Origin of the sequence: Microbacterium sp. (assembly GCF_044340635.1) — a bacterium.
GTDB lineage: Bacteria > Actinomycetota > Actinomycetes > Actinomycetales > Microbacteriaceae > Microbacterium.
Map to the genome: position 1 here is coordinate 24,861 of NZ_JBIITF010000011.1, position 19,806 is coordinate 44,666.

A 19,806-nucleotide genomic window follows, 5' to 3' on the forward strand; every position below is an offset into this window, starting at 1 on the left:
AAGGGCGCACGAACCACTCGTTCGTGCGCCCTTCGGTGGGGAGTCGATCAGTCGAGCGCGTCGACGATCGTGAAGCCAGCCCCGTTGTACTTCTGGACGACGACGGTGCTCATGGCCGGTCGGTCATCGGTCGTCGTGTCGATCACGCCGCCGTCGAGGAGGAACGGCGCCGAGTAATCGCTGATCGAGCGGAGGGCCTCCATGAAGCTCTCCCGCGTCGGTTCCTCCATCTTCATGAACGCCTGCTCGAGCACCGATGCTCCGATCCAGCTCCAGAGGCACTGCGGGAAACTGGGCTCACCCGGCTGCGTCGTGTATTCCGCGAGCGCGTCGAGGAACACCGTGCTGTTCGGGTCCTCCGTGAACAGCGGCGAGCCCACGGTCATTGACGATGCCGTGGTGTAGATACCCGGGAAGGTGTCGGCCACTCCGGAGGGGATGAGGAACGCTGCGGGGCTCGCAGAGACCGAGGGGAGGAAGATGCTGGGGTGCCACCCGATGGTGTCGGCCTGCTGCAGCGAGCCGATCACGAGCGGTGCCAGCGAAGACATGGCGTTGAGGAATACGTCGGCACCCGTCGACGCGAGGTCGGTGATCTGGGCGTTCACGTCGGTCGAGGTGGCCTCGTAGCCCAGCTCCTTGACGACTTCGACGTTGTCAGCGTCCTCGATAGCCGCCATGAAGCCCTCGACGTAGCCCTGACCGAAGTCGTCGTTCTGGAACAGGATGGCGACCTTGTGGTCGTCGGGGGAATTGGCGAGCAGTTCGCCGAAAGCCTCGCCCTCCTGCTGGTAAACCGGAAGCAGGCCCAACTGCCACGGACTTTCTTCGCGGTCGCTGAACAGCGGGTCGCCCGTTTGCAGAAGAACCTGCGGGAACTCGGCGTCTATGGCGGCCTCGCGCCACGCGCGGTTCGTCGGCGTGCCGAGACTCAGTGCCGCCGCGAACGCGCCGTCCGCCTGCATCTGTTGGAAGTTCGCGAGCGCGCGCTGCGGGTCGTAGCCGTCGTCGTAGGCCGTGAACTCCACCGTGCGGGTCTTGCCGTCGCCGAACTCGATACCGCCCTCGGCGTTCTTCGCGCCGAAGTAGGCGAGCCCGCCGTCGACGGCGCAGTTGCCGACACCGGCCGCGTTGCCCGTGAGCGGCGCCGTTGTGCCGATCGTGATGGATGTGTCGGTTATGCCAGGGCTCGCCTCGACCGCGCCGTCGCTCGCATCGCCCGAGCCCCCACCCCCTCGAGCGCATCCGGTCATCGCCAAGGCGATGACGCTAATCGTTGCGAGCGTCGCGTACGCGCGACGCGAGGAACCTGAGATCTTCATCGAGCTGTGCCTCCCGTGATGGTGACGCTCATCCCGCCGGGGTCGTCGCTGAACTCGGCGGTCTGGTGATGGCGTCGCGGCCGCGACCTGAGTGGGCGCCTGACCGGGATGTGAATCCGTGACCATCCTGTGCGGGCGCTCTTTCGACGGTCAAACAGAACAATGCGAGGATGAAGCACGGTTTTGCTGGGTTATACAGTGAGCACATGGTCAATGTCGATCCCACCCTCGAGGGTCAGCTCACCCGTGGTGAGCTCACCTTCCGTCAACTCGCCCACTTCGTCGCCGCAGCGGACGCCGGCACGATCAGCGGTGCCGCGAAGACGCTGCGGTTCTCGCCGTCCGCCATCTCGGCCTCGATCACCGAGCTCGAGCGTGCGCTGGGGGCTGAGCTCTGCGTTCGCCGTCGTGCTCAGGGTGTCACGCTCACCTCCACGGGAACTCTCGTCCTCGAGAAAGCGCGGCGCCTGCTGAACGATGTCGCTGAGCTGAACTACGCGGTGCAGGGCGGCGGGTCGGAATTGGTCGGGCCCGTCGTGCTGGGGTGTTTCGCTACGCTCGCGCCCGCCGTGCTCCCACGCATCCTCGAGGAGTACGAGACGCTGCATCCACAGGTCTCCATCGACTTCGTCGTGGGAGCGCAGGACGAGCTCACCGCCGCGCTGCGTTCGGGGGCGATCGACGTGGCGATCATGTATGACATGGGCGGGTTCGAGGCGCTCGAGACGTTCGAGTTGTACGCGGCGCGCGGATACGCCCTCTTCGGCGCCGGCAACCCGCTCGCGAACAAGAAGGTCGTGGCGCTCGAGGAGCTGGCCGACCTTCCCTTCGTCCTGTTCGATCAGACGCCCAGCACCCGCTACGCCATGTCGATCTTCGAGGCGCGGGGGCTGACTCCGCGCGTACGGCACCTCACGCACGCGTTCGAGCTGACTCGCTCGATCGTGGCCCGCTCCGACTCCGCCTACGCCGTATTGGTGCAACGTCCGGCCAACAAGCTGAGCTACGAAGGGCTGCCGATCCTCGAACGCGAGATCGTGCCGCCGCCGCCATCGGTATCGGTAGTCTTCGCCTGGGCTCGGGGAGTGGCTCTCTCGAGCCGGGCGCGGGCGCTGGCCGACCTGGTACGCCGACAGTACGCGCGCGGAGACGCCTACACGGGCACTGATTAAAGCGATTTTCGTGAGCTTTATCGTCGAATTGTTCTGTTTGACCGCATAATAGGGCCCTGGTGAGGATGGTCTTATCACTCACCAGACCACCGCAGCATCGACGCTGCGGGAGAGGCGGCCACCATGTCCACGACGTTGATCCCGACCACCGAGCGGCGCGCCGCTCCCTCGTCCCACCTGACGGCTGACGACGTCGTCGCCGCTGCCGAGGGGCTGATTCCCCTCCTGCGTGAGCGGGCCGCCGATGTCGACCGTGATCGGCGAATTCCCGACGACACCTATCGTCGTCTGGGCGATGCCGGCCTGCTGCACGTGCTCAAGCCCAAGAAGTACGGTGGGCTCGAACTCAGCGAGCACGAGCACGCGCGCATCGCGATGAACCTGGCGCGCGGATGCGCCTCCACGGCGTGGGTGTTCTCGATCCTCAGCTCCGACAACATGGCGATCCTCGCCTACCCCGAAGAGGTCCAAGACGAGATCTGGGGATCCGATACGTATGCCACTCTCGCCGGCAACACCAACCTCAATCCGAAGGCCGTCGTGAAGAAAGTGGACGGCGGATACCTGTTGACCGGTAAGTGGGGATTCTGCAGCGGGTCTGACTTCTCCGAGTGGCTCATTTTCAACGCCCCCGTCGGTGACGACGGCGAGGGTCACATGTTCCTCGTGCCGCACGACGATGCGGAGACGATCGACGATTGGCACCCGACCGGCATGCGCGGCACGGGCAGTCGTTCGATGTCGGTGACCGACGTCTTCGTTCCCGAGCACCGTGTCCAGCGGACCGCGGACACCGTGCGAAAGCTGAAGGAGCGCCGGTCGATGCATCCCACGTTCGACACGATGTACGCGACATGGCCCTCCCACGGTCGTTTCCCGTTCGCGTCATGTGCCGTCGGTGCCGCGTGGGGTGCTGCCGAGCACTTCGCCGAGACGGTCGGGTCGTCTACCCGTGTCGCCAACGCGCTCGGCGGCTCCGTGAGCCTCTCCGAGCAGGAGTACGTGGCCAGCGAATTCGCCCAGGCGCAGGGTGACATTCAGATGGCACGCCTGCTGATTGAGAAGCGGAGCTTCGAGGCATCCGAGCGGGCGCGCCTGCGCGAGGAGTCCAGCGAGGCCGATACCGCCCGAGAAGCCCGTGACAATGCGCTCGTCACGCGCACGGCTCTGCGCTCGGTACAGCAGATCTTCTCGCTCGTCGGCGCACGGGCGGGTAATGCGGAGCACCCGATCTCGCGCGCCAAGCGCGATGTCGAGATGATCTCGCATCACGTGACCCTGAACTGGCGCCAGGGCGCCATCCGGTACCTTGCCTCGGTCTCATGAGAGCGGACGGACGATGATCAGCCCCGATGACTTCAAGGCCGCCTTTCGTTCGCATCCGGCGGGGGTCGCCCTGATCACCGCCGACGCGCACGGCGTCCCGATTGCGCTGACCGCGTCTTCCGTGTCGGCCGTCAGTGCCGACCCGCCCCTGCTGATGTTCTCGGTTTCGGTGCACAGTTCCAGCGCCGTCGTGCTCCGACTGGCCGATACGGTCGTGGTCCACCTTCTCTCGGCAGAGAATCTCGATCTGGCCGTCTTGGGCGCGACGAGTGGCATCGATCGGTTCGCCGACACGACGCGCTGGAGGCGACTCGACACGGGCGAACCCGTCTTCGACGACGCGCACACATGGCTGCGTGCGCGCATCCTGCACCGGATCGACGCAGGCGGATCGACGGTTTTCGTCGCGACTGCCGTGGAGTCGCGTCTTGACCACGGAGCTGAGCTACCCGACGGCCTGGTCTATCAGAACCGCACCTGGCATCGGCTCAACGCCGAGTCCGTCGCCCAGCCGACCGAACTCGTCGCCCAATCCCGGTCGTGAATGCGGCGCACGCCCGATCCGGTGGTCATCGCCCCGGATCAGGCGTGCGCCGTCCCCCCGATCAGCTGGTCGCCGCGACGTCCTCGGCTTCTCGAATCGCACGGGGCCGGTCGGCATGACGCACGTGCGTCTGTGCCTTGGCCGCGCGCGCCTGGCGGTGCTTCTCAGCGAGAGTGACCTCGGGGTCCGGTAGGTAGCGCTCACTCATCGTCAAGCCGACCTTCATGAAGGACTGGGCGAACCACCGGGTGATGGGTCCGGGTCGGGCGATGCCGTAGGTGCGGAAGATGTGGTCCGGATACATCCCCAGGACCATGGCTCGCGCCACCGGGTGCAGGAGACGGGGGAAGTGGCGTTCGGCGAACGGCGTCAGCATCCGCTCCATGACGGCCCCTCCGTGCGAGTTGTCGCCCCAGTCGCGGGCCTCGTAGTCGTCCATGTACGCCATGATCCCCGCGAAATCCGCCGGAAAGCCGTGGAGCGGTTCGCCCGTGCCTGCGTTGCGGAACAGCTTTGCCATCCGGCTCCAGAACTCGACCGAGGCCATCTGGACCTTCTCGGGGAAGCCCGGCAGACCGATCCTCAGGCGCATTCGATGCATGAAGGCCGCCTCGTAGCAGAGGGTGTAAACGTAGTCTTCGTTATGCGAGAAGTTGCCCGGATACTGTTTCGCCCAGTGTTCGTGTAGGCGGTTGAGGGACTCGACGGACCGCTGGGTCGCGGGGTGTGACGGGCCGTTCTCCCACCAGATCAACATGTGGCGACCGGTGTCGTCCATGCGCTTGTTCGGGGCCGTGTAGATCTTGCCCGTCCCGGCGCGCAGGACGGCCTCGGCACCACGAGCCGGCGCGATGAAGTTCGGAAACGTCAACGCGTAGATGTAGTCCATCAGGAAGTCGCTCACGTAGTAGCTCGTTCCGAGCGCGACGATTCGCTCGTAGTCGACATGGGGATCGAGCTGCTCGAGTTCTGCTTCGATCCATTTGCGTGGTTTGGTGCGCATGCGTTCATTCCTCGGGCGTCGGTGGCCGATAAGTGCTGATCCACACTGCGCCCGGGCGGAGCGCGCGCACATCGGTGCGCGATACGAAAGGGACCGGTCGACTTGGTACCACGGTCCAGCCGCGCAATATGAACGGAAAGAACAGGCGATGCTGTCGCGCGGTGTGGGTAAAGTCGGGCGCAGGCGACACAGAAGTCCGCAACGAGGGAGCATCCATGGCCGCGCTGCGATCCCGCGAAGCGTCCGGCGTGCCCCTTGCCTGGCTGATCGAAGCCGTCACGGCTGGCTATGTCGACGCGGACGTATCCACTCTGCTCGACGAGCGCGAAGAACGAACCGCGCGGGCGGCGCTTCCCCCGTCGTTCTTCGGATGGTTGGCGGCCGAGGCGCGTGTCGCTCAGACCATCGTGAGCGATCAGAACGAGGGCGATTCGCGGGTGCCGTACCGGGAGGTCGCGCGTGCCGCGGCGCGGATGCTGCTGGAGTTCTCCTATCGGCTCATGCACGACGCCCCGGAGCGACACTTCCTCGACCTTCCCTTCCGCTTCGCCGCTCCGGCAGCTCGCCTCGGAATCGAGTCCTCGCTCGTCATCCAAGCGGTGCGCGTCACCGAGCGGCGCTGGGTCGATCAGCTCCTCACCGCGGCCGGGGAGCGCGCGGGGGATGTCGCGCACAGCGTTCTGAGCGCGAGCGCGGCCATCTACGACGCGGTCGTCGACAGCTTCGTCACCGACTACGTCGTCGCCCAGGCACAGCTGGACGGTGAGGTGCTCGCCATGAAGCGCGCGTTGATCGACGCCCTCCTCAAGCCCGGAGTTCGGGACGCGAAGGGTTTCGACGACCTGGGCGTCGACCTGTCCGGCCACCACGTCGCCGTCGTGCTCTGGCATCCCACCGCAGGGATCGGGCCGCACCTCGACACCGCAGCCCGGCAGATCGGCATGAGCGCCTTCGCGAACGCCGTCACCATTGTGCCGGGCGATGATCGGACCCTGTGGGTCTGGCTGTCCTTCGCCGACGACCCGCCTCCCGCGACGTTGAAGCGCGTTCGCTCGATCCGCCGTGACCCAGCACGGGTCGGCGTGGCCATCGGGCCCGTAGCCCGTGGCGTGCAGGGCTTCCGGAGGAGCCATCTTCTGGCCCGCGAATACGCGGCGGTCGCCAGTCGTCTGCCGCTCGGCATCGCCCCGGATATTGCCGATACCGAGACGATGTCTTACCTGAGCCTGCTGCTGCGCGATCCCGAGCGTGCCGAATGGTTCGTCGCGACCGAACTCGGGGCGCTCGCAACCGGGGCGGTCTCGGATCGAGAGAACCGCGAGACGCTGCGGCTCTACCTCGAGACGGGGCAATCCCTGGCGGACACGGCCGAGCGTTTGCGGATCCACCGGAACACGGTCGTCTACCGGCTCAAGCGCATCGAACAGGCGATCGGTCGTCCGATCGCCTCGCGTCGTCACGAGCTCTACGCCGCGGCGCTGCTTGCTCTCCTGCTGGAGCAGTCCGAGTCCTGAAGCCCGTGATCTTGCACCCTGGGACGGGGCGCCGTACCGCAGTACCAGGACCGATCGGATTCTCTGGACTCGCGGACGGTGCCTGACACGCCGGCCGTGTGGCCAGATGTATTACGGCAACCATTCCGCCGCTGATCCCGAAGGAGAGATCATGAGCCTCACGATGCCCACGAACCTGTCGACCGACGTCGATCACACCGACCTGTTCATCGGTGGTGCCTGGCAGAAGCCCGCATCGGCCCGGCGCATCACGGTGCGCTCCGCGACGACCGAAGAAATCATCGGGTCCGTTCCCGAAGCGACGGAGGCCGACGTCGACCGCGCGGTCGCGGCGGCACGTCGTGCGTTCGATGACCCGCAGGGCTGGTCGACGTGGGACCCGGCCGAGCGTGCAGCGGTCGTCGAGAAGCTCGCCGACGAGGTCCAGGCACGTGCCGACGAGACCGTGCGCGTGATCTCGATGCAGAACGGCATGCCCATCACGATCGCTCGTGCTCTCGAGGCCCCTTACCCGGCCGCCACGCTGCGTTTCTACGCCGACCTTGCGCGCAAGCAGGCCGTGGAAGAAGAGCGCCCCGGTATCTTCGTCGCCCGCACGACGGTGCGCCGCATGCCCATCGGCGTCGTTGCCGGGATCGTGCCGTGGAACGTGCCGCAGTCGCTCACGATGACCAAGCTCGCCCCCGCGCTCGCGGCGGGCAACACGATCATCCTCAAGCCCTCACCCGAGACAGTCCTCGACGCGTTCATTCTTGCCGACGCGATCGAGGCCGCGGGTGTGCCCGAGGGCGTCGTCAGTATCTTGCCCGGTGGTCGCGACCTCGGTGCCTACATCGTGTCGCACCCGGGTGTCGACAAAGTCGCGTTCACGGGCTCGACAACCGGGGGGCGCGCGGTCGCCAAAGCCTGCGCCGAACTGCTGCGCCCCGTCAGCCTCGAGCTCGGCGGAAAGTCGGCGGCGATCATTCTCGACGATGCCGACCTCGATCTGGAGAAGATGGGTCAGAGCTTCTTTGCGTCGACCCTCGCCAACAACGGGCAGGTCTGCTTCCTCGGCACGCGGGTTCTCGCGCCGCGGCGTCGGTACGACGAGGTCGTCGACGTGCTGGCGACCCTCATGCGGTTCTCGCCCGTCGGTGACCCGCTCGACGACGCGACGCTGATCGGGCCGATGGCGAGCAAGAACCAGCAGGAGCGCGTGGCGAACTACATCGAGATCGGAAAGAGCGAAGGCGGACGCGTCGTCGTCGGGGGCAGCGGACGACCGGATGGCTGGGACCGCGGCCACTTTGTGCGCCCCACCCTGTTCGCCGGCCTCGACAACACCGCGCGGATCGCGCAGGAAGAGATCTTCGGACCGGTGCTCACGGTCATCGGTTACGACGACGATGCGGATGCCATCCGCATCGCGAGCGACTCCGACTACGGCCTGGGAGGTTCGGTCTGGTCGACCGATGACGACCGGGCTATGGCGGTCGCCCGCGGCGTGCAGACCGGAACGATCGGCATCAACGGCTACATCCCCGACATCGGGGCGCCGTTCGGTGGGGTCAAGCAGAGCGGCTATGGCAAGGAGTTCGGAGCCGAGGGTCTCGCTGCGTACCAGCAGGTCAAGTCGATCTATCACTTCGCGTGAGCGCCGATGTTGTTTCGTCGGACCAAGAGTCGACGTCCTTCCGGTCTCGAATGGGGGATTCGCGAGAGCCTGACCAGCTATGTCGCGCATCTGCCTGACGGCGTCGTCGCCGTCGACGGGGTCGCGGACCTCGTCGACGGCGCGCACCCGCCACGGTTCTTCTTCCCCGAGGTGTCCCGCGCGCGCGGCGAGGTGCGGTTCGCGGGAACGGTCCAGATCATCGGTCATCGGGGGATGCTGCGGATCACCGCGTGTGACCCGTGGCTCGCATTCGGTGACGGTCGCGCGTTCCTGAGCGTCGTCCCGAGCGAGGGCTCAGCCCGCGTCGTCGTTGCGGTGCTGCCGGCGGTCGAGGGGGAGCCCATCGAGGCGGTGGGAGCGCAGCTGACCGCGGAGGGAGCCGCCTGGCTCGGACCCCAGTACTCGGAGGCCGACGAGGCATCCGTCGTCGCGTACGTGCCGATATCGACGTGAGCGGGGTCGTCGTTGCGCGATTTCCACCGCAGATGGCCCGCGCCCCCGAAAGGGTGCGGGCCATCTGCGGTGGAGGATCAGATCAGATCAGAGCTGACCGGTCGAGCGCCATCCGCCCTGGTATTCCTGGCGGGCGGTCTCGGCGTACGGGACCGGGCTGACGACCGCGCGGACTGCGATCTGCTCGTGCGGCTGGACCGTGGTCTTGCCAGAGCCGCCGTTGGGCTCGCCCCAGACGACCTGCAGTTCGGTGCCGATCGGCACGTCGCGGTCGACGGTAGCGAGCGACAGTCCACGCTTCTCGTTCGCCGTGACGCCGGTGAAGAGCGACAGGCCGACGGTGTTGCCGTCGGCGTCGATCACGGCGTCGTAGTTGGACGATCCGTAGTTCGCGTTCGGCAGGTCGAAGAACTGGTAGCCGACGCCCTCGCGGTCGATCACGCTCGTGAGGATCTTCTTCAGATCCTCGTCGTTCCAGGCGAGCGTGACCTTCTTGCGCTGGGTCTCGGGGTCGATCTTCTCGAGCGCGTCGCGACCGATGAAGTCGTGGTCGAACTTCACGAACGAACCGTAACCGAGCTCCCAGGGGCTGAGGTAGTAGTCCTCGATGTTGTCCGAGACGAACGAGCCGGCGAGGGCGTTGATGGCCTCGTAGCTGTTCGCGGGAAGCCACTCGCGGTAGCCACGCTCGGCCTCGCTCGAGTAGATGGCGGGCAGCGGCGAGGGGATCCAGCCCGACTCCAGCGTGTTCGAGGAGTAGGCGCGCGAGCCACAGGGCTCGATGCCGAACTCGGCTCCGGCCTCGAGGATGGCCTGACGGATCTTGCCGTGCTGCTCGTAGGGGCCCCACAGCTCGAGGCCGGGTGCGCCGGCCATGCCGTGACGGAGGGTGTGAACCTTCTCGCCCGCGATCGTCAGCTCGCCCATGTGGAAGAACTTGACCTTCTCGAGCTCGCCGCCGTTGAGCTTCTCGATGATCGGCCAGGCGTTCGGACCCTGGATCTGGAAGCGGTAGTACTTGCGCGACACGGCTTCGCCGTACGGGCGCGAGTTGGAGCGGTCGTCGTAGGTGACGTCGACCTTATAGCCGCCGGTTTCGGCGTGGTACTGCAGCCAGTTGGCACCCGGTGCACGGCCGACGTAGACGTAGTCGTTCTCGCCCTCGCGGAACAGGATGCCGTCACCGATCACGCCACCGTTGGAGGCGGTCGGGACGAACTGCTTGGCCGTGTTGACCGGGAAGTTCGTGAAGCTGTTGATGCCGGTCTCGGCGAGCAGCTTGAGGGCATCGGGGCCCGAGACGAACAGGTTCACCATGTGGTGGGTCTGATCGAACAGCACGGCCGCCTCGCGCCAGGCGATCTGCTCGCGGCGCCAGTTGGAGAACTCGGCCGGCACCACGGGGTAGATGTAAGTGCCGAGCTTCGAGTTGCGAAGCATCTCGACGGTGTTTCCCGCCTCGTCGAGTACTTCCTGCAGATTGCCGGCCATGGTTGTTCCTTTCAACATCTTTGTCGTGTGGTCCTGATGGTACGTGGGGACAAATCACTATGTCCAGAGTGATTAGCGTCGCCAGAATTGTAACCAAAATCTTGACCATCGCGCTAGTCGTGTGATTCGCTGTCCCTACAAGTCAGGAGTTCCCATGGCAGACACCACCCCTTCACTTCTTGTCGTCAGCGCCCACGCGGGCGATTTCGTCTGGCGCGCGGGCGGCGCGATCGCCGCCGCGACCCTGCGCGGCGAGCGAGCCACCGTCGTGTGCCTCTCTTATGGAGAGCGCGGCGAATCGGCGAGCCAGTGGCTTGCGGGCAAGCCGCTCGACGAGATCAAGGCGATCCGCCGCGACGAGGCAACGGCCGCGGCGACGGCGCTGGGCGCCGACATCGAGTTCCTCGACCTCGGCGACTACCCCTTGATCGAGTCGCCCGAGGCGGTGCAGAAGCTGGTGGACGTCTTCCGTCGCACGCAGCCGACCGTGGTGCTGACGCATCCGCTCGCCGACCCCTACAACGGTGACCACCCCGCCGCGGCACGGATGGCGCTGCAGGCGCGCGTGCTCGCCCAGGCCATCGGCGTGGCGAATTCGGATGGCTCGTATCCCGGCACGGACGACATCATCGGCGCTCCGCCCGTCTTCTTCTTCGAGCCGCATCAGCCCGAGCAGTCGGACTTCAAACCGAACGTGCTGCTCGACATCACGGCGGCGTTCCCGCTCAAGCAGAAGGCCATGGAGTGCCTGCCGGCGCAGAAGCACATGTGGGAGTACTACACCTCGCTCGCCGTGCGTCGGGGAGTGCAGGTCAAGCGGAACGCCGGCCCGAACCTCGGTCTGCCCGTCGACACCATGGGTGAGGCGTACATGCGCTACTACCCGCAGGTGACGGACGTGCTCGGATGACCGGCACCCAGCAGACGGGGCTGGTCGTCACCGACATCGCCCGCGCTGACGCGGCGACGATCGACGCCCTCGGTGTGCACGGCGTCGCGACGGTGCACGAGGCGATGGGTCGCATCGGGCTCGTCGGGGCGGACATCCGTCCGATTCAGGATGGCTCGCGCATCGCGGGATCCGCGGTCACCGTGCTGTCGTGGCCCGGCGACAACCTCATGATCCACGTCGCGATCGAGCAGTGCCAGCCCGGCGACATCCTCGTGGTCTCCACGACCTCGCCCTCCGTCGACGGCGCATTCGGTGAGCTGTTCGCGACGGCGCTCGCGCAGCGCGGGGTGCGCGGACTCGTCACGACGACCGGTGTGCGCGATGTCGTCGATCTGCGGGAGATGGGCTTTCCGGTGTGGTCGAGCGCGATGAACGCTCAGGGTACGGTCAAGGCCACGGCTGGCTCGGTCAACGTCCCCATCGTGGTCGGGGGAGTCGTCGTCCGGGCGGGCGACGTGGTCATCGCCGATGACGACGGTGTCATGTGTGTACCGCGGGCCGATGCCGAGCGGGTCTTGGCGGCATCCGACACCCGTGTCGAGAAGGAGGCGGCGGACCGCGCCGCCTATCAGGGCGGTGAACTGAGCCTCGACCGCAAGGGCCTGCGCCAGGTCTTCGCGGACCTGGGCGGACGCTATCTCAGCGAGTCGGAGTTCGAGGCGGAGCATGGCGGTCGCTGAGGGCATCCGCTGCATGCTGATGCGGGGCGGCACCTCGAAGGGTGCCTATTTCGTCGCGGACGACGTGCCGGAAGACCCCGTGGAGCGCAACGACCTCATGCTGCGCGTGATGGGCAGCCCCGATCCCGCCCAGATCGACGGACTCGGGGGAGCGCATCCGCTCACGAGCAAGGTCGCGATCGTCTCGCGGTCGAGCGAACCCGGCATAGACGTCGACTACCTCTTCTTGCAGGTCGTGGTGGACAAGCCGGTCGTCAGCGACGCGCAGACGTGCGGCAACCTGCTGGCAGGGGTCGGTCCGTTCGCGATCGAGCGTGGTCTGATCGAAGCGCAGGACGGCGAGACGCCGGTGCGGATCCGCATGCTGAACACGGGGGATGTCGCGAGCACACGCATCCGCACCCCCGGTGGGGTCGTCGCCTACGACGGAGACTTCGCGATCGACGGTGTGCCCGGGATCGCGTGCGCGATCGAGCTCGAGGTCGGGGGAGATTCACCGCTGCTTCCGACCGGCAACGTTGCGGACGAGATCGCCGGACACCGTGTCACGCTGATCGACAACGGAATGCCCGTGGTGCTGCTGCGCGCCGACGAGTTCGGCGCGACGGGCTCGGAGAGCCCCGAAGAGCTCGAGGGGCGCTCAGACCTGACCTCTGAGATCGAAGAGATCCGGCTGCAGGCGGGCTCGTTGATGGGACTCGGGGATGTGTCGGCGCAGACCGTGCCCAAGATGCTCCTCCTGTCGACACCCCGCGCGGGCGGTGCCATCTCGACGCGCGCTTTCATTCCCTCGCGCGTACACACCTCGATCGGGGTGCTGATGGCGGCATCCGTTGCCGCCGGCATCCGGATCCCCGGGGCCGTCGGGTCCGACCTCGCGGTCGACGCGGACGGCGATCCCAGCCTGATCGAGCACCCGACCGGGGCTTTTCCCGCCCGGGTCGCCGTCGAGCAACGGGCGGACGGCGCCTGGTACGGCACATCCGTGTCCGAGCGCACGGCGCGCAAGATCTTCGACGGCACGGTCTTTCCGCGTCCGCGACTGTAAACCTGAATACCCAACGTCAGAGAGGACACCGCCATGGCCCGTACCGAGAACTTCGACATCGCCCATCTGGGCGCCGTCGAGCTGTTCACCCCGAAGTTCGAGGAGAGCCTGTGGTTCTTCCGCGACCTGCTCGCGATGCGTGAGGTCGCCCGCATCGGCGACTCGGCGTATCTGCGCTGCTGGGACGAGTACCAGCTCTACACGATCAAGCTCACGGCCTCCGACACCAACGGCGTCGGCCGCTCGCTGTACCGCGCATCGAGCGAAGAGGCACTCGAGCGTCGGGTCGCCGCCATCGAGGCGGCGGGTCTCGGCCACGGATGGCGCGAGCCCGAGGTGGGCGTCGGCCGTTCGTACGAGTTCGAAGACCCGGACGGTCACCTCATGGCGGTCTACTACGACACCGAGCACTACGTGCCGGACGAGAAGGACACCCCGGCGCTGAAGAACCAGGCCTCGGCGTTCCCGGGCCGTGGTGTGAACGTCCGGCGCATGGATCACATCAACTATCTCGCCGCGGATGTCACCAAGTCCGGTGAGTTCTGGCGCGACGTAATGGGTGCGCGCGAGTCCGAGCGCGTCGTCAAGGACGAGGGCGGGTACGCCGCGTGGTGGTTCCGCTTCGCCCAGAAGTCGTACGACGTCGTCTACTCCGAGGACTGGACCGGAACGCGCGGTCGATTCCACCACTTCGCGCTCGCCCCGGACACCCGCGAGGACATCCTCAAGGCCGCCGACATCTTCCTCGAGAACAAGGTCTACATCGAGTACGGCCCCTACAAGCACGCCATCAACCAGACCTTCTTCCTGTACGTCTGGGAGCCCGGCGGCAACCGCATCGAGTTCGCGAATGCCGGTGCGCGCCTGATCCTCGACCCGGACTGGCCGGTCGTCGAATGGACCGCCGCCGAGCGTGCGAAGGGACAGGCCTGGGGCATGAAGACCGTTGCGACGTTCCACACCCACGGCACGCCGTACGTCGAGAACCAGGAAGAGATCGACCGCGCAGCCCTCGAGGGTCGCAAGCACTGACGGAGCCCGCCGGCGTACATCTCGAAGGAAGAACTCGTTCGGACCGCCCGGAAATGCCTGATTTCCGGGGTCGTGGGAACGGATTCTCCTTCGAGATGTTCGCGTCGGCGCAAGCTTCGTCCGAGCGCGTGCGATGTCGTTGCCTGCGGCTAGGGTGGTGCGGTGCCAGAAGCCGTCATCTCCGCCGACTCCCTCGTCAAGTCCTATCGGGTGAAGGGCAAACCCGACTTCGTCGCGGTCGATGGGCTGAGCTTCGAGGTCGCGCCGGGCGAGTCGTTCGGCCTTCTCGGCCCGAACGGTGCGGGCAAGTCCACGACGATGAAGATGATCGGCGCGGTCTCGACCCGCACGAGCGGTGACCTCTCGATCCTCGGGCTCGACCCGGATCGCCACGGCCCCGACATCCGTTCGCGCCTCGGTGTCGTCCCGCAGCAGGACAACCTGGACGGCGAACTCAACGCGCGCGAGAACCTGTTCATCTACGGCCGCTACTTCGGACTGCCCGCGAGCGTCTGCCGGCAGAAGGCCGAGGAGCTGCTCGCCTTCGCGCAGCTCGAAGACAAGGCGACGAGCAAGGTCGATCAGCTCTCGGGTGGCATGAAGCGGCGCCTCACGATCGCGCGCGGGCTCGTGAACGACCCGCGCATCCTGCTGCTCGACGAGCCGACGACGGGGCTCGACCCCCAGGCCCGGCATGTCCTCTGGGACCGCCTCTTCCGGCTCAAAGAGACCGGCACGACGCTCGTCCTCACCACGCACTACATGGACGAGGCCGAGCAGCTCTGCGACCGCCTGATCGTGGTCGACAAGGGCCGCATCATGGCCGAGGGCACCCCGGCGTCCCTCATCCGTGCGCACTCGACGCGCGAGGTGCTCGAGGTGCGCTTCGGATCCGACCGCAACGCCGAGGTGGCGCCGCAGCTCGAGGGCATGGGCGAGCGGGTCGAAGTCCTGCCCGACCGCGTTCTGATCTACGCAGACAACGGCGAGCATGCGCTCGAGCGGATCACCCAGCTCGGGCTCGAGCCGATCACCTCCCTCGTGCGGCGATCGAGCCTCGAGGACGTCTTCCTGCGCCTCACCGGAAGGTCGCTGATCGAATGAGCGATCGGGCCATCAGCTCGCCGACCCTCGACGAGCTCCGCCAGGAGGCACTCGAGTGGGGCCGGCGCCCACGCGCCCGCGGTGCCTGGTACGTCACCGAACACATGGTCCGCGCAATGCGCGCCTACGGCTGGACGATCGTCGTCGGCGCGCTCGGTCAGCCGATCCTGTATCTGCTCGGCCTCGCGGTCGGTCTCGCCGCGCTGATCGACGTGCCGATCGTCGACGGCGGGCGCGAAGTTTCGTACCTCGTGTTCGTGGCGCCGGCGCTGCTCATGACCGCCACGATCTCGGTCGCGAGCGAAGAGTTCACCTACCCGGTCATGGCGGGGTTCAAATGGCGGCGCTACTTCTTCGGCTTCAATGCGTCGCCGCTCTCCAGCTCGCAGATCGCCACGGGCGTGGTGTTGGGGGCGACGGCGCGCATGGTCGTCGTCGCGGTTGCCTACTTCGCGTTCCTGTGCGTGTTCGGCGCTGTGCCGAACCTCGCCACGGGATCGATCGCCGTCCTCGTCAGCCTGCTCGCGGGGCTCGCGTTCGGCGCCCCGCTGTTGGCGTATGCGTCGTCGATTCAGGATGATCGAGGCCAGTTCGCGCTCGTGCAGCGCTTCGTGTTCATGCCGATGTTCCTGTTCTCCGGCACGTTCTACCCCTTGGCGACCCTGCCCGTGTGGCTGCAGTGGATCGGCTGGATCTCGCCGCTCTGGCACGCCACCGAGCTCGGCCGCGCCCTCACATACGGGCGTGACGAGTCGGTCGTGATGATCGTCGTCCACATCGTCTACCTCACCGTGCTGGCCGTCGGTGGGTACGTGCTCGCACGCCGGATCTTCACGCGGAGGCTCGCACGATGAGCGCGTCGGCGATGAGGGCGGATGCCGCTCCGGTCCGCGGCGGCGGGGTGCGGGCGCTGTGGGCCGGAAACCCCGGTGCGGTCGTGCAACGCGGCCTGCTCGCCGCGCGTTCGTCGAGCTGGATCGTGGTGCTCTCGGGCTTCTTCGAGCCCGTGTTCTACCTCGCCTCGATGGGCATCGGGCTCGGTGCCCTGATCGGCTCGGTTGAGACATCCGCGGGTCTCGTGGTGTCGTACGCGGCGTTCATCGCGCCCGCGCTGCTGGCCGTCTCGGCGATGAACGGGGCGATCTACGACTCGACGTGGAACGTCTTCTTCAAGCTCAACTACGGCAAGCTCTACGAGGGCATGCTCGCCACCTCGCTGGGTCCGCTCGACGTCGCGCTCGGCGAGATCCTGTACGCGCTGCTGCGCGGTCTGCTCTACGCATCCGGATTCCTCATCATCATGCAGTTCGCCGGCCTCAACCTGTCGTGGACCGCGATCCTTGCGCTGCCCGCGGTCATGCTGATCGCCTTCGGCTTCGCGAGCCTCGGGATGGCCGTGACGAGCTACATGAAGGCGTTTCAGCACATGGACTGGATCAACTTCGTGCTGCTGCCGATGTTCCTGTTCTCGGCGACGTTCTACCCGATCACGGTGTATCCGGAGTGGGTGCAGGCGATCGTGCGCGCGCTCCCGCTCTGGCACGGCGTCGAGCTGGTGCGGGGTCTCACGACGGGGTCGCTGCACCCGGGCATGCTCTGGCACGTGCTGTACTACGTCGTGATGATCGCGATCGGCCTCGTGTTCACGACGAAGCGCCTGCGCGCCCTGTTCCTGGACTGAACCTGCCGGGCTAGCGCCAGATGACGGCGATGCCCGCGTTCAGCAGGGTCAGTACGCCGATCGACCAGAACAGCGGCGGTGGTACAGAGCCGCTCCGCCGACCACGGGCCTGGCCGATGCCCATGAGTGCACCGATGATCAGCAGCACGACGAGCTTGACGCCGATCTTCACGTAGTTCAGGTCGTACTCGATGCCCCACGGGGCCGCGAGCACGAGCCCGGCGACGGCCGCGATCGCGAGGCCGACGTTCATCAGCCCGGTGATCTGGCGCTTACCGCCCCAGGCCTGTGCGGCCCACGCGCCGAAGAGGATCGCGAAGCCGGTGATATGCACGAACACGACGATGTGACGCAGGATCTCCATGGCACCACGGTAGGGGTGCTTCGTGCCACTGCGCCAGCAAGGTGGGCCTCACCGGCGTGAACGGGTCAGCCCCGCAGCGCCTTCAGAACGAGGGCGGTGCGGATCGCGGCATCCGCGGCCTCATAACCCTTGTCTTCGCGTGAGCCCGGCAGGCCCGCCCGGTCGATGCCCTGCTGCTCGTCATCCAGCGTGAGCACACCGAAACCGACCGGCTTGCCCGTGTCGAGCGCCACGCGCGTCAGACCATCGGTCGCCGCGGAAGAGACGAATTCGAAGTGCGGGGTGCCGCCGCGGATGATGACTCCGAGGGCGACAACGGCATCGGCTCCGGCCTCGAGCGCCACTTTGCACGCCACGGGCAGCTCGAACGAGCCGGGCACGCGCACGAGGGAGTAGTCCGCACCGGACTCGTCCAGGGCACGCGTCGCGCCCGCGATCATGCCGTCGCTGATCTGCTCGTGCCACTCGCCGGCGACGATCACGACGCGCAGCCCCGAGGCATCCGGCTTGTCCTCTGCCCGCAGGACGGGCGCTCCCTTACCGCTCATACGTCGTTTCCCGTCTTCATATCGGCGAATGCATCGGCGAGCTCTTGCTCGGCGATGAGGTGACCCATCCGGTCACGCTTCGTCTCGAGGTACTGGTGGTTGTTGGGGCCGACGCCGACCAGCAGGGGAACCTGCTCCACGATGTCGAGGCCGAACTCACGCAGCTGGTCGACCTTGTCAGGGTTGTTCGTCATGAGCCGCACACGCTCGATGCCGAGATCGGACAGGATGCCCGCTGCCGCGGCGTAGTCGCGGGCGTCGGCGGGCAGCCCGAGGGCGAGGTTCGCATCGACCGTGTCGAGGCCCGCTTCCTGCAGGCTGTATGCGCGGAGCTTGTTGATGAGGCCGATGCCGCGGCCCTCGTGACCGCGCATGTAGACGACGACGCCGCCCTTCTCGGCGATCGTGTCGAGCGCGGCGTCCAGCTGAGGGCCGCATTCGCACTTGAGAGACCCGAACGCCTCGCCGGTCAGGCACTCCGAGTGCACGCGTACGAGCGGTGCGTCCGCGATCTCGCCCGATACGACCGCGAGGTGGTCGGTGCCCGTGACGCGATCTTTGTACGCCAGAAAACGGAACGTGCCGTGATTCGTCGGCACGAGGGATTCGGCGCGCAGGCTGACACGACGGCGGTGCACGTTGTGCGTCTCGGCCTCGCGCGGCTCGTGTTCTTCGAGGTACGCGATCAGCTGCTCGATGGTGATCACGGGGACCCCGTCGCGCTCGCCGAGCTCCATCAGACCGGGCAGGCGCATCATGCTGCCGTCTTCGGCCACGATCTCGGCGATCGCACCCACCGGCCGCAGGCCCGCGAGGCGCATCAGTTCGACGGCGGCTTCGGTGTGGCCGCCGCGCTCACGCACGCCCCCGTCGACGGCGCGGAGGGGAAGGACGTGCCCGGGGCGGGTGACGCTCGCCGCCGTCGACTCGGGGTTCGCCAGAACGTTCAGGGTGTGCGCGCGGTCCGCGGCGCTGATGCCGGTCGAGATACGGTCGGCGGCGTCCACGCTGACCGTGTACGCCGTGCCCCGAGCATCCTCGTTGTGGGCGACCATGGGTGGCAGATCGAGCGTGTCGGCGATCTCGGACGGCATCGGGGCGCAGATGAAACCCGACGACCAGCGGACCGTCCACGCAACCCACTCGGGCGTCGCGAGCTCGGCCGAGAGCACGACATCGCCCTCGTTCTCGCGGTTCTCGTCGTCGGCGACGATCACGGGTCGCCCGGCGCGAAGCGCGTCCAGGGCAACGGAAATGGGGGAAAGGCTCATCGTGAGCCTCCTTCACTCGGGGGTGTTGCGGGCGGAGTTGCGGTGAACGCGAGCATGCGCTGTACGTGACGGGCGAGGATGTCTGTCTCGAGGTTGACGGCATCCCCGGGATTGCGATCGGCGAGCGTCGTCGCCTCGAGCGTCTCGGGGATGAGGGAGACCTCGAGCCACTGTTCGGCGGCGTCCGGAGCGCTCACGGCGCTGATGGTCAGCGAAACGCCGTCGATCGCGATCGACCCCTTGTCGACGACGAGGGGCGCGAGCGCTGCGGGCACGCCAACGCGCACAACACGCCAGCGCTCGCCAGGTCGGACCTCGAGGATCACGCCCGTGCCGTCGACGTGGCCCTGGACGACGTGACCGCCGAGGCGCGTGCCGACGGCCGTCGCGCGCTCGATGTTCACGGGGCGCCCGGGGGCGAAGCCCGCGAGCGTCGACATGTCGAGTGTCTGGCGCATCACATCGGCCGTGAAGGACGACTCGTCGCTCGCGACCACGGTCAGACAGACGCCGTTGACCGAGATCGAATCGCCGTGCGAGGCATCCGATATCGCCAGGGGAGCGCGGACGCTGAGCCGCACCCCATCGCCCGACGGCTCGACCGCCGTGACGGCGCCGATCTCTTCGATGATTCCGGTGAACAC

20 protein-coding genes are annotated in these 19,806 nt (G+C 67.0%); 13 read left to right on the plus strand and 7 right to left on the minus strand.

All coding sequences use genetic code 11. The features are described 5' to 3' along the window. Positions 1–47 precede the first annotated feature (47 nt). Positions 48–1,322: an ABC transporter substrate-binding protein gene (locus ACIQ0W_RS10715; protein WP_396642771.1), complete on the minus strand. Its 1,275-nt coding sequence runs from the start codon at positions 1,320–1,322 to the stop codon at positions 48–50. Between the two features lie 206 nt (positions 1,323–1,528). Between ACIQ0W_RS10715 and ACIQ0W_RS10720 the strand changes: the two genes are divergently transcribed. From ACIQ0W_RS10720 to ACIQ0W_RS10730, 3 genes are all read left to right on the plus strand, one after another. After that, entirely contained in the window at positions 1,529–2,494 is a 966-nt protein-coding gene (locus tag ACIQ0W_RS10720) for a LysR family transcriptional regulator (protein ID WP_396642773.1), read from the plus strand. Between the two features lie 123 nt (positions 2,495–2,617). Next, entirely contained in the window at positions 2,618–3,820 is a 1,203-nt protein-coding gene (locus ACIQ0W_RS10725) for an acyl-CoA dehydrogenase family protein (RefSeq protein WP_396642774.1), read from the plus strand. A gap of 13 nt (positions 3,821–3,833) precedes the next feature. Then, positions 3,834–4,364: a flavin reductase family protein gene (locus ACIQ0W_RS10730; protein ID WP_396642775.1), complete on the plus strand. Its 531-nt coding sequence runs from the start codon at positions 3,834–3,836 to the stop codon at positions 4,362–4,364. Between the two features lie 61 nt (positions 4,365–4,425). On the opposite strand, the gene ACIQ0W_RS10735 is transcribed toward ACIQ0W_RS10730, so the two are convergent. After that, entirely contained in the window at positions 4,426–5,367 is a 942-nt protein-coding gene (locus ACIQ0W_RS10735) for a hypothetical protein (protein ID WP_396642776.1), read from the minus strand. Between the two features lie 215 nt (positions 5,368–5,582). Between ACIQ0W_RS10735 and ACIQ0W_RS10740 the strand changes: the two genes are divergently transcribed. From ACIQ0W_RS10740 to ACIQ0W_RS10750, 3 genes are all read left to right on the plus strand, one after another. Continuing rightward, on the plus strand, positions 5,583–6,881 hold the full coding sequence (locus tag ACIQ0W_RS10740; RefSeq protein WP_396642777.1) for a PucR family transcriptional regulator: 1,299 nt from the start codon (positions 5,583–5,585) through the stop codon (positions 6,879–6,881). A gap of 151 nt (positions 6,882–7,032) precedes the next feature. Beyond that, entirely contained in the window at positions 7,033–8,517 is a 1,485-nt protein-coding gene (locus ACIQ0W_RS10745) for an aldehyde dehydrogenase (RefSeq protein ID WP_396642778.1), read from the plus strand. A gap of 6 nt (positions 8,518–8,523) precedes the next feature. Continuing rightward, positions 8,524–8,991, plus strand: a complete 468-nt coding sequence (locus tag ACIQ0W_RS10750; RefSeq protein ID WP_396642779.1) for an HtaA domain-containing protein — start codon at positions 8,524–8,526, stop codon at positions 8,989–8,991. A gap of 87 nt (positions 8,992–9,078) precedes the next feature. On the opposite strand, the gene ACIQ0W_RS10755 is transcribed toward ACIQ0W_RS10750, so the two are convergent. Next, positions 9,079–10,482 carry an aminomethyl transferase family protein gene (locus ACIQ0W_RS10755; protein WP_396642780.1) on the minus strand — a complete coding sequence of 468 codons (1,404 nt, stop codon included), beginning with the start codon at positions 10,480–10,482 and terminating at the stop codon, positions 9,079–9,081. 154 nt (positions 10,483–10,636) lie between these two features. On the opposite strand from ACIQ0W_RS10755, the gene ACIQ0W_RS10760 reads away from it, so the two are divergent. From ACIQ0W_RS10760 to ACIQ0W_RS10790, 7 genes are all read left to right on the plus strand, one after another. Then, positions 10,637–11,392, plus strand: coding sequence for a PIG-L deacetylase family protein (locus ACIQ0W_RS10760; RefSeq protein WP_304686007.1), 756 nt, complete (start codon positions 10,637–10,639; stop codon positions 11,390–11,392). Further along, positions 11,389–12,114, plus strand: coding sequence for a 4-carboxy-4-hydroxy-2-oxoadipate aldolase/oxaloacetate decarboxylase (locus tag ACIQ0W_RS10765; RefSeq protein WP_396642781.1), 726 nt, complete (start codon positions 11,389–11,391; stop codon positions 12,112–12,114). The genes ACIQ0W_RS10760 and ACIQ0W_RS10765 overlap by 4 nt, the downstream gene beginning before the upstream one ends. Further along, positions 12,101–13,162, plus strand: coding sequence for a 4-oxalomesaconate tautomerase (locus ACIQ0W_RS10770; protein ID WP_396642782.1), 1,062 nt, complete (start codon positions 12,101–12,103; stop codon positions 13,160–13,162). Before ACIQ0W_RS10765 ends, ACIQ0W_RS10770 begins: the two co-directional genes overlap by 14 nt. Positions 13,163–13,195: 33 nt before the next feature. Further along, positions 13,196–14,194, plus strand: a complete 999-nt coding sequence (locus ACIQ0W_RS10775; protein WP_396642783.1) for a VOC family protein — start codon at positions 13,196–13,198, stop codon at positions 14,192–14,194. A 162-nt stretch (positions 14,195–14,356) separates the two neighbouring features. Further along, a complete protein-coding gene (locus ACIQ0W_RS10780; protein WP_396642784.1) occupies positions 14,357–15,298 on the plus strand; it encodes an ABC transporter ATP-binding protein in 942 nt (313 codons plus the stop codon). Further along, complete coding sequence (locus tag ACIQ0W_RS10785) at positions 15,295–16,152, plus strand: ABC transporter permease (protein ID WP_036299300.1); 858 nt, start codon at positions 15,295–15,297, stop codon at positions 16,150–16,152. The genes ACIQ0W_RS10780 and ACIQ0W_RS10785 overlap by 4 nt, the downstream gene beginning before the upstream one ends. After that, entirely contained in the window at positions 16,149–16,979 is an 831-nt protein-coding gene (locus tag ACIQ0W_RS10790; protein ID WP_036299298.1) for an ABC transporter permease, read from the plus strand. Before ACIQ0W_RS10785 ends, ACIQ0W_RS10790 begins: the two co-directional genes overlap by 4 nt. 10 nt (positions 16,980–16,989) lie before the next feature. On the opposite strand, the gene ACIQ0W_RS10795 is transcribed toward ACIQ0W_RS10790, so the two are convergent. The 4 genes from ACIQ0W_RS10795 to ACIQ0W_RS10810 all read right to left on the minus strand — a co-directional run bounded on the left by ACIQ0W_RS10795 (position 16,990) and on the right by ACIQ0W_RS10810 (position 19,806). Then, positions 16,990–17,343, minus strand: coding sequence for a hypothetical protein (locus ACIQ0W_RS10795; protein WP_036299296.1), 354 nt, complete (start codon positions 17,341–17,343; stop codon positions 16,990–16,992). A gap of 65 nt (positions 17,344–17,408) precedes the next feature. After that, positions 17,409–17,891 carry a 6,7-dimethyl-8-ribityllumazine synthase gene (ribH, locus tag ACIQ0W_RS10800; RefSeq protein WP_100814142.1) on the minus strand — a complete coding sequence of 161 codons (483 nt, stop codon included), beginning with the start codon at positions 17,889–17,891 and terminating at the stop codon, positions 17,409–17,411. Continuing rightward, positions 17,888–19,162: a bifunctional 3,4-dihydroxy-2-butanone-4-phosphate synthase/GTP cyclohydrolase II gene (locus ACIQ0W_RS10805; RefSeq protein ID WP_036299292.1), complete on the minus strand. Its 1,275-nt coding sequence runs from the start codon at positions 19,160–19,162 to the stop codon at positions 17,888–17,890. The genes ribH and ACIQ0W_RS10805 overlap by 4 nt, the downstream gene beginning before the upstream one ends. Further along, positions 19,159–19,806: a riboflavin synthase gene (locus ACIQ0W_RS10810; protein ID WP_396642785.1), complete on the minus strand. Its 648-nt coding sequence runs from the start codon at positions 19,804–19,806 to the stop codon at positions 19,159–19,161. The genes ACIQ0W_RS10805 and ACIQ0W_RS10810 overlap by 4 nt, the downstream gene beginning before the upstream one ends.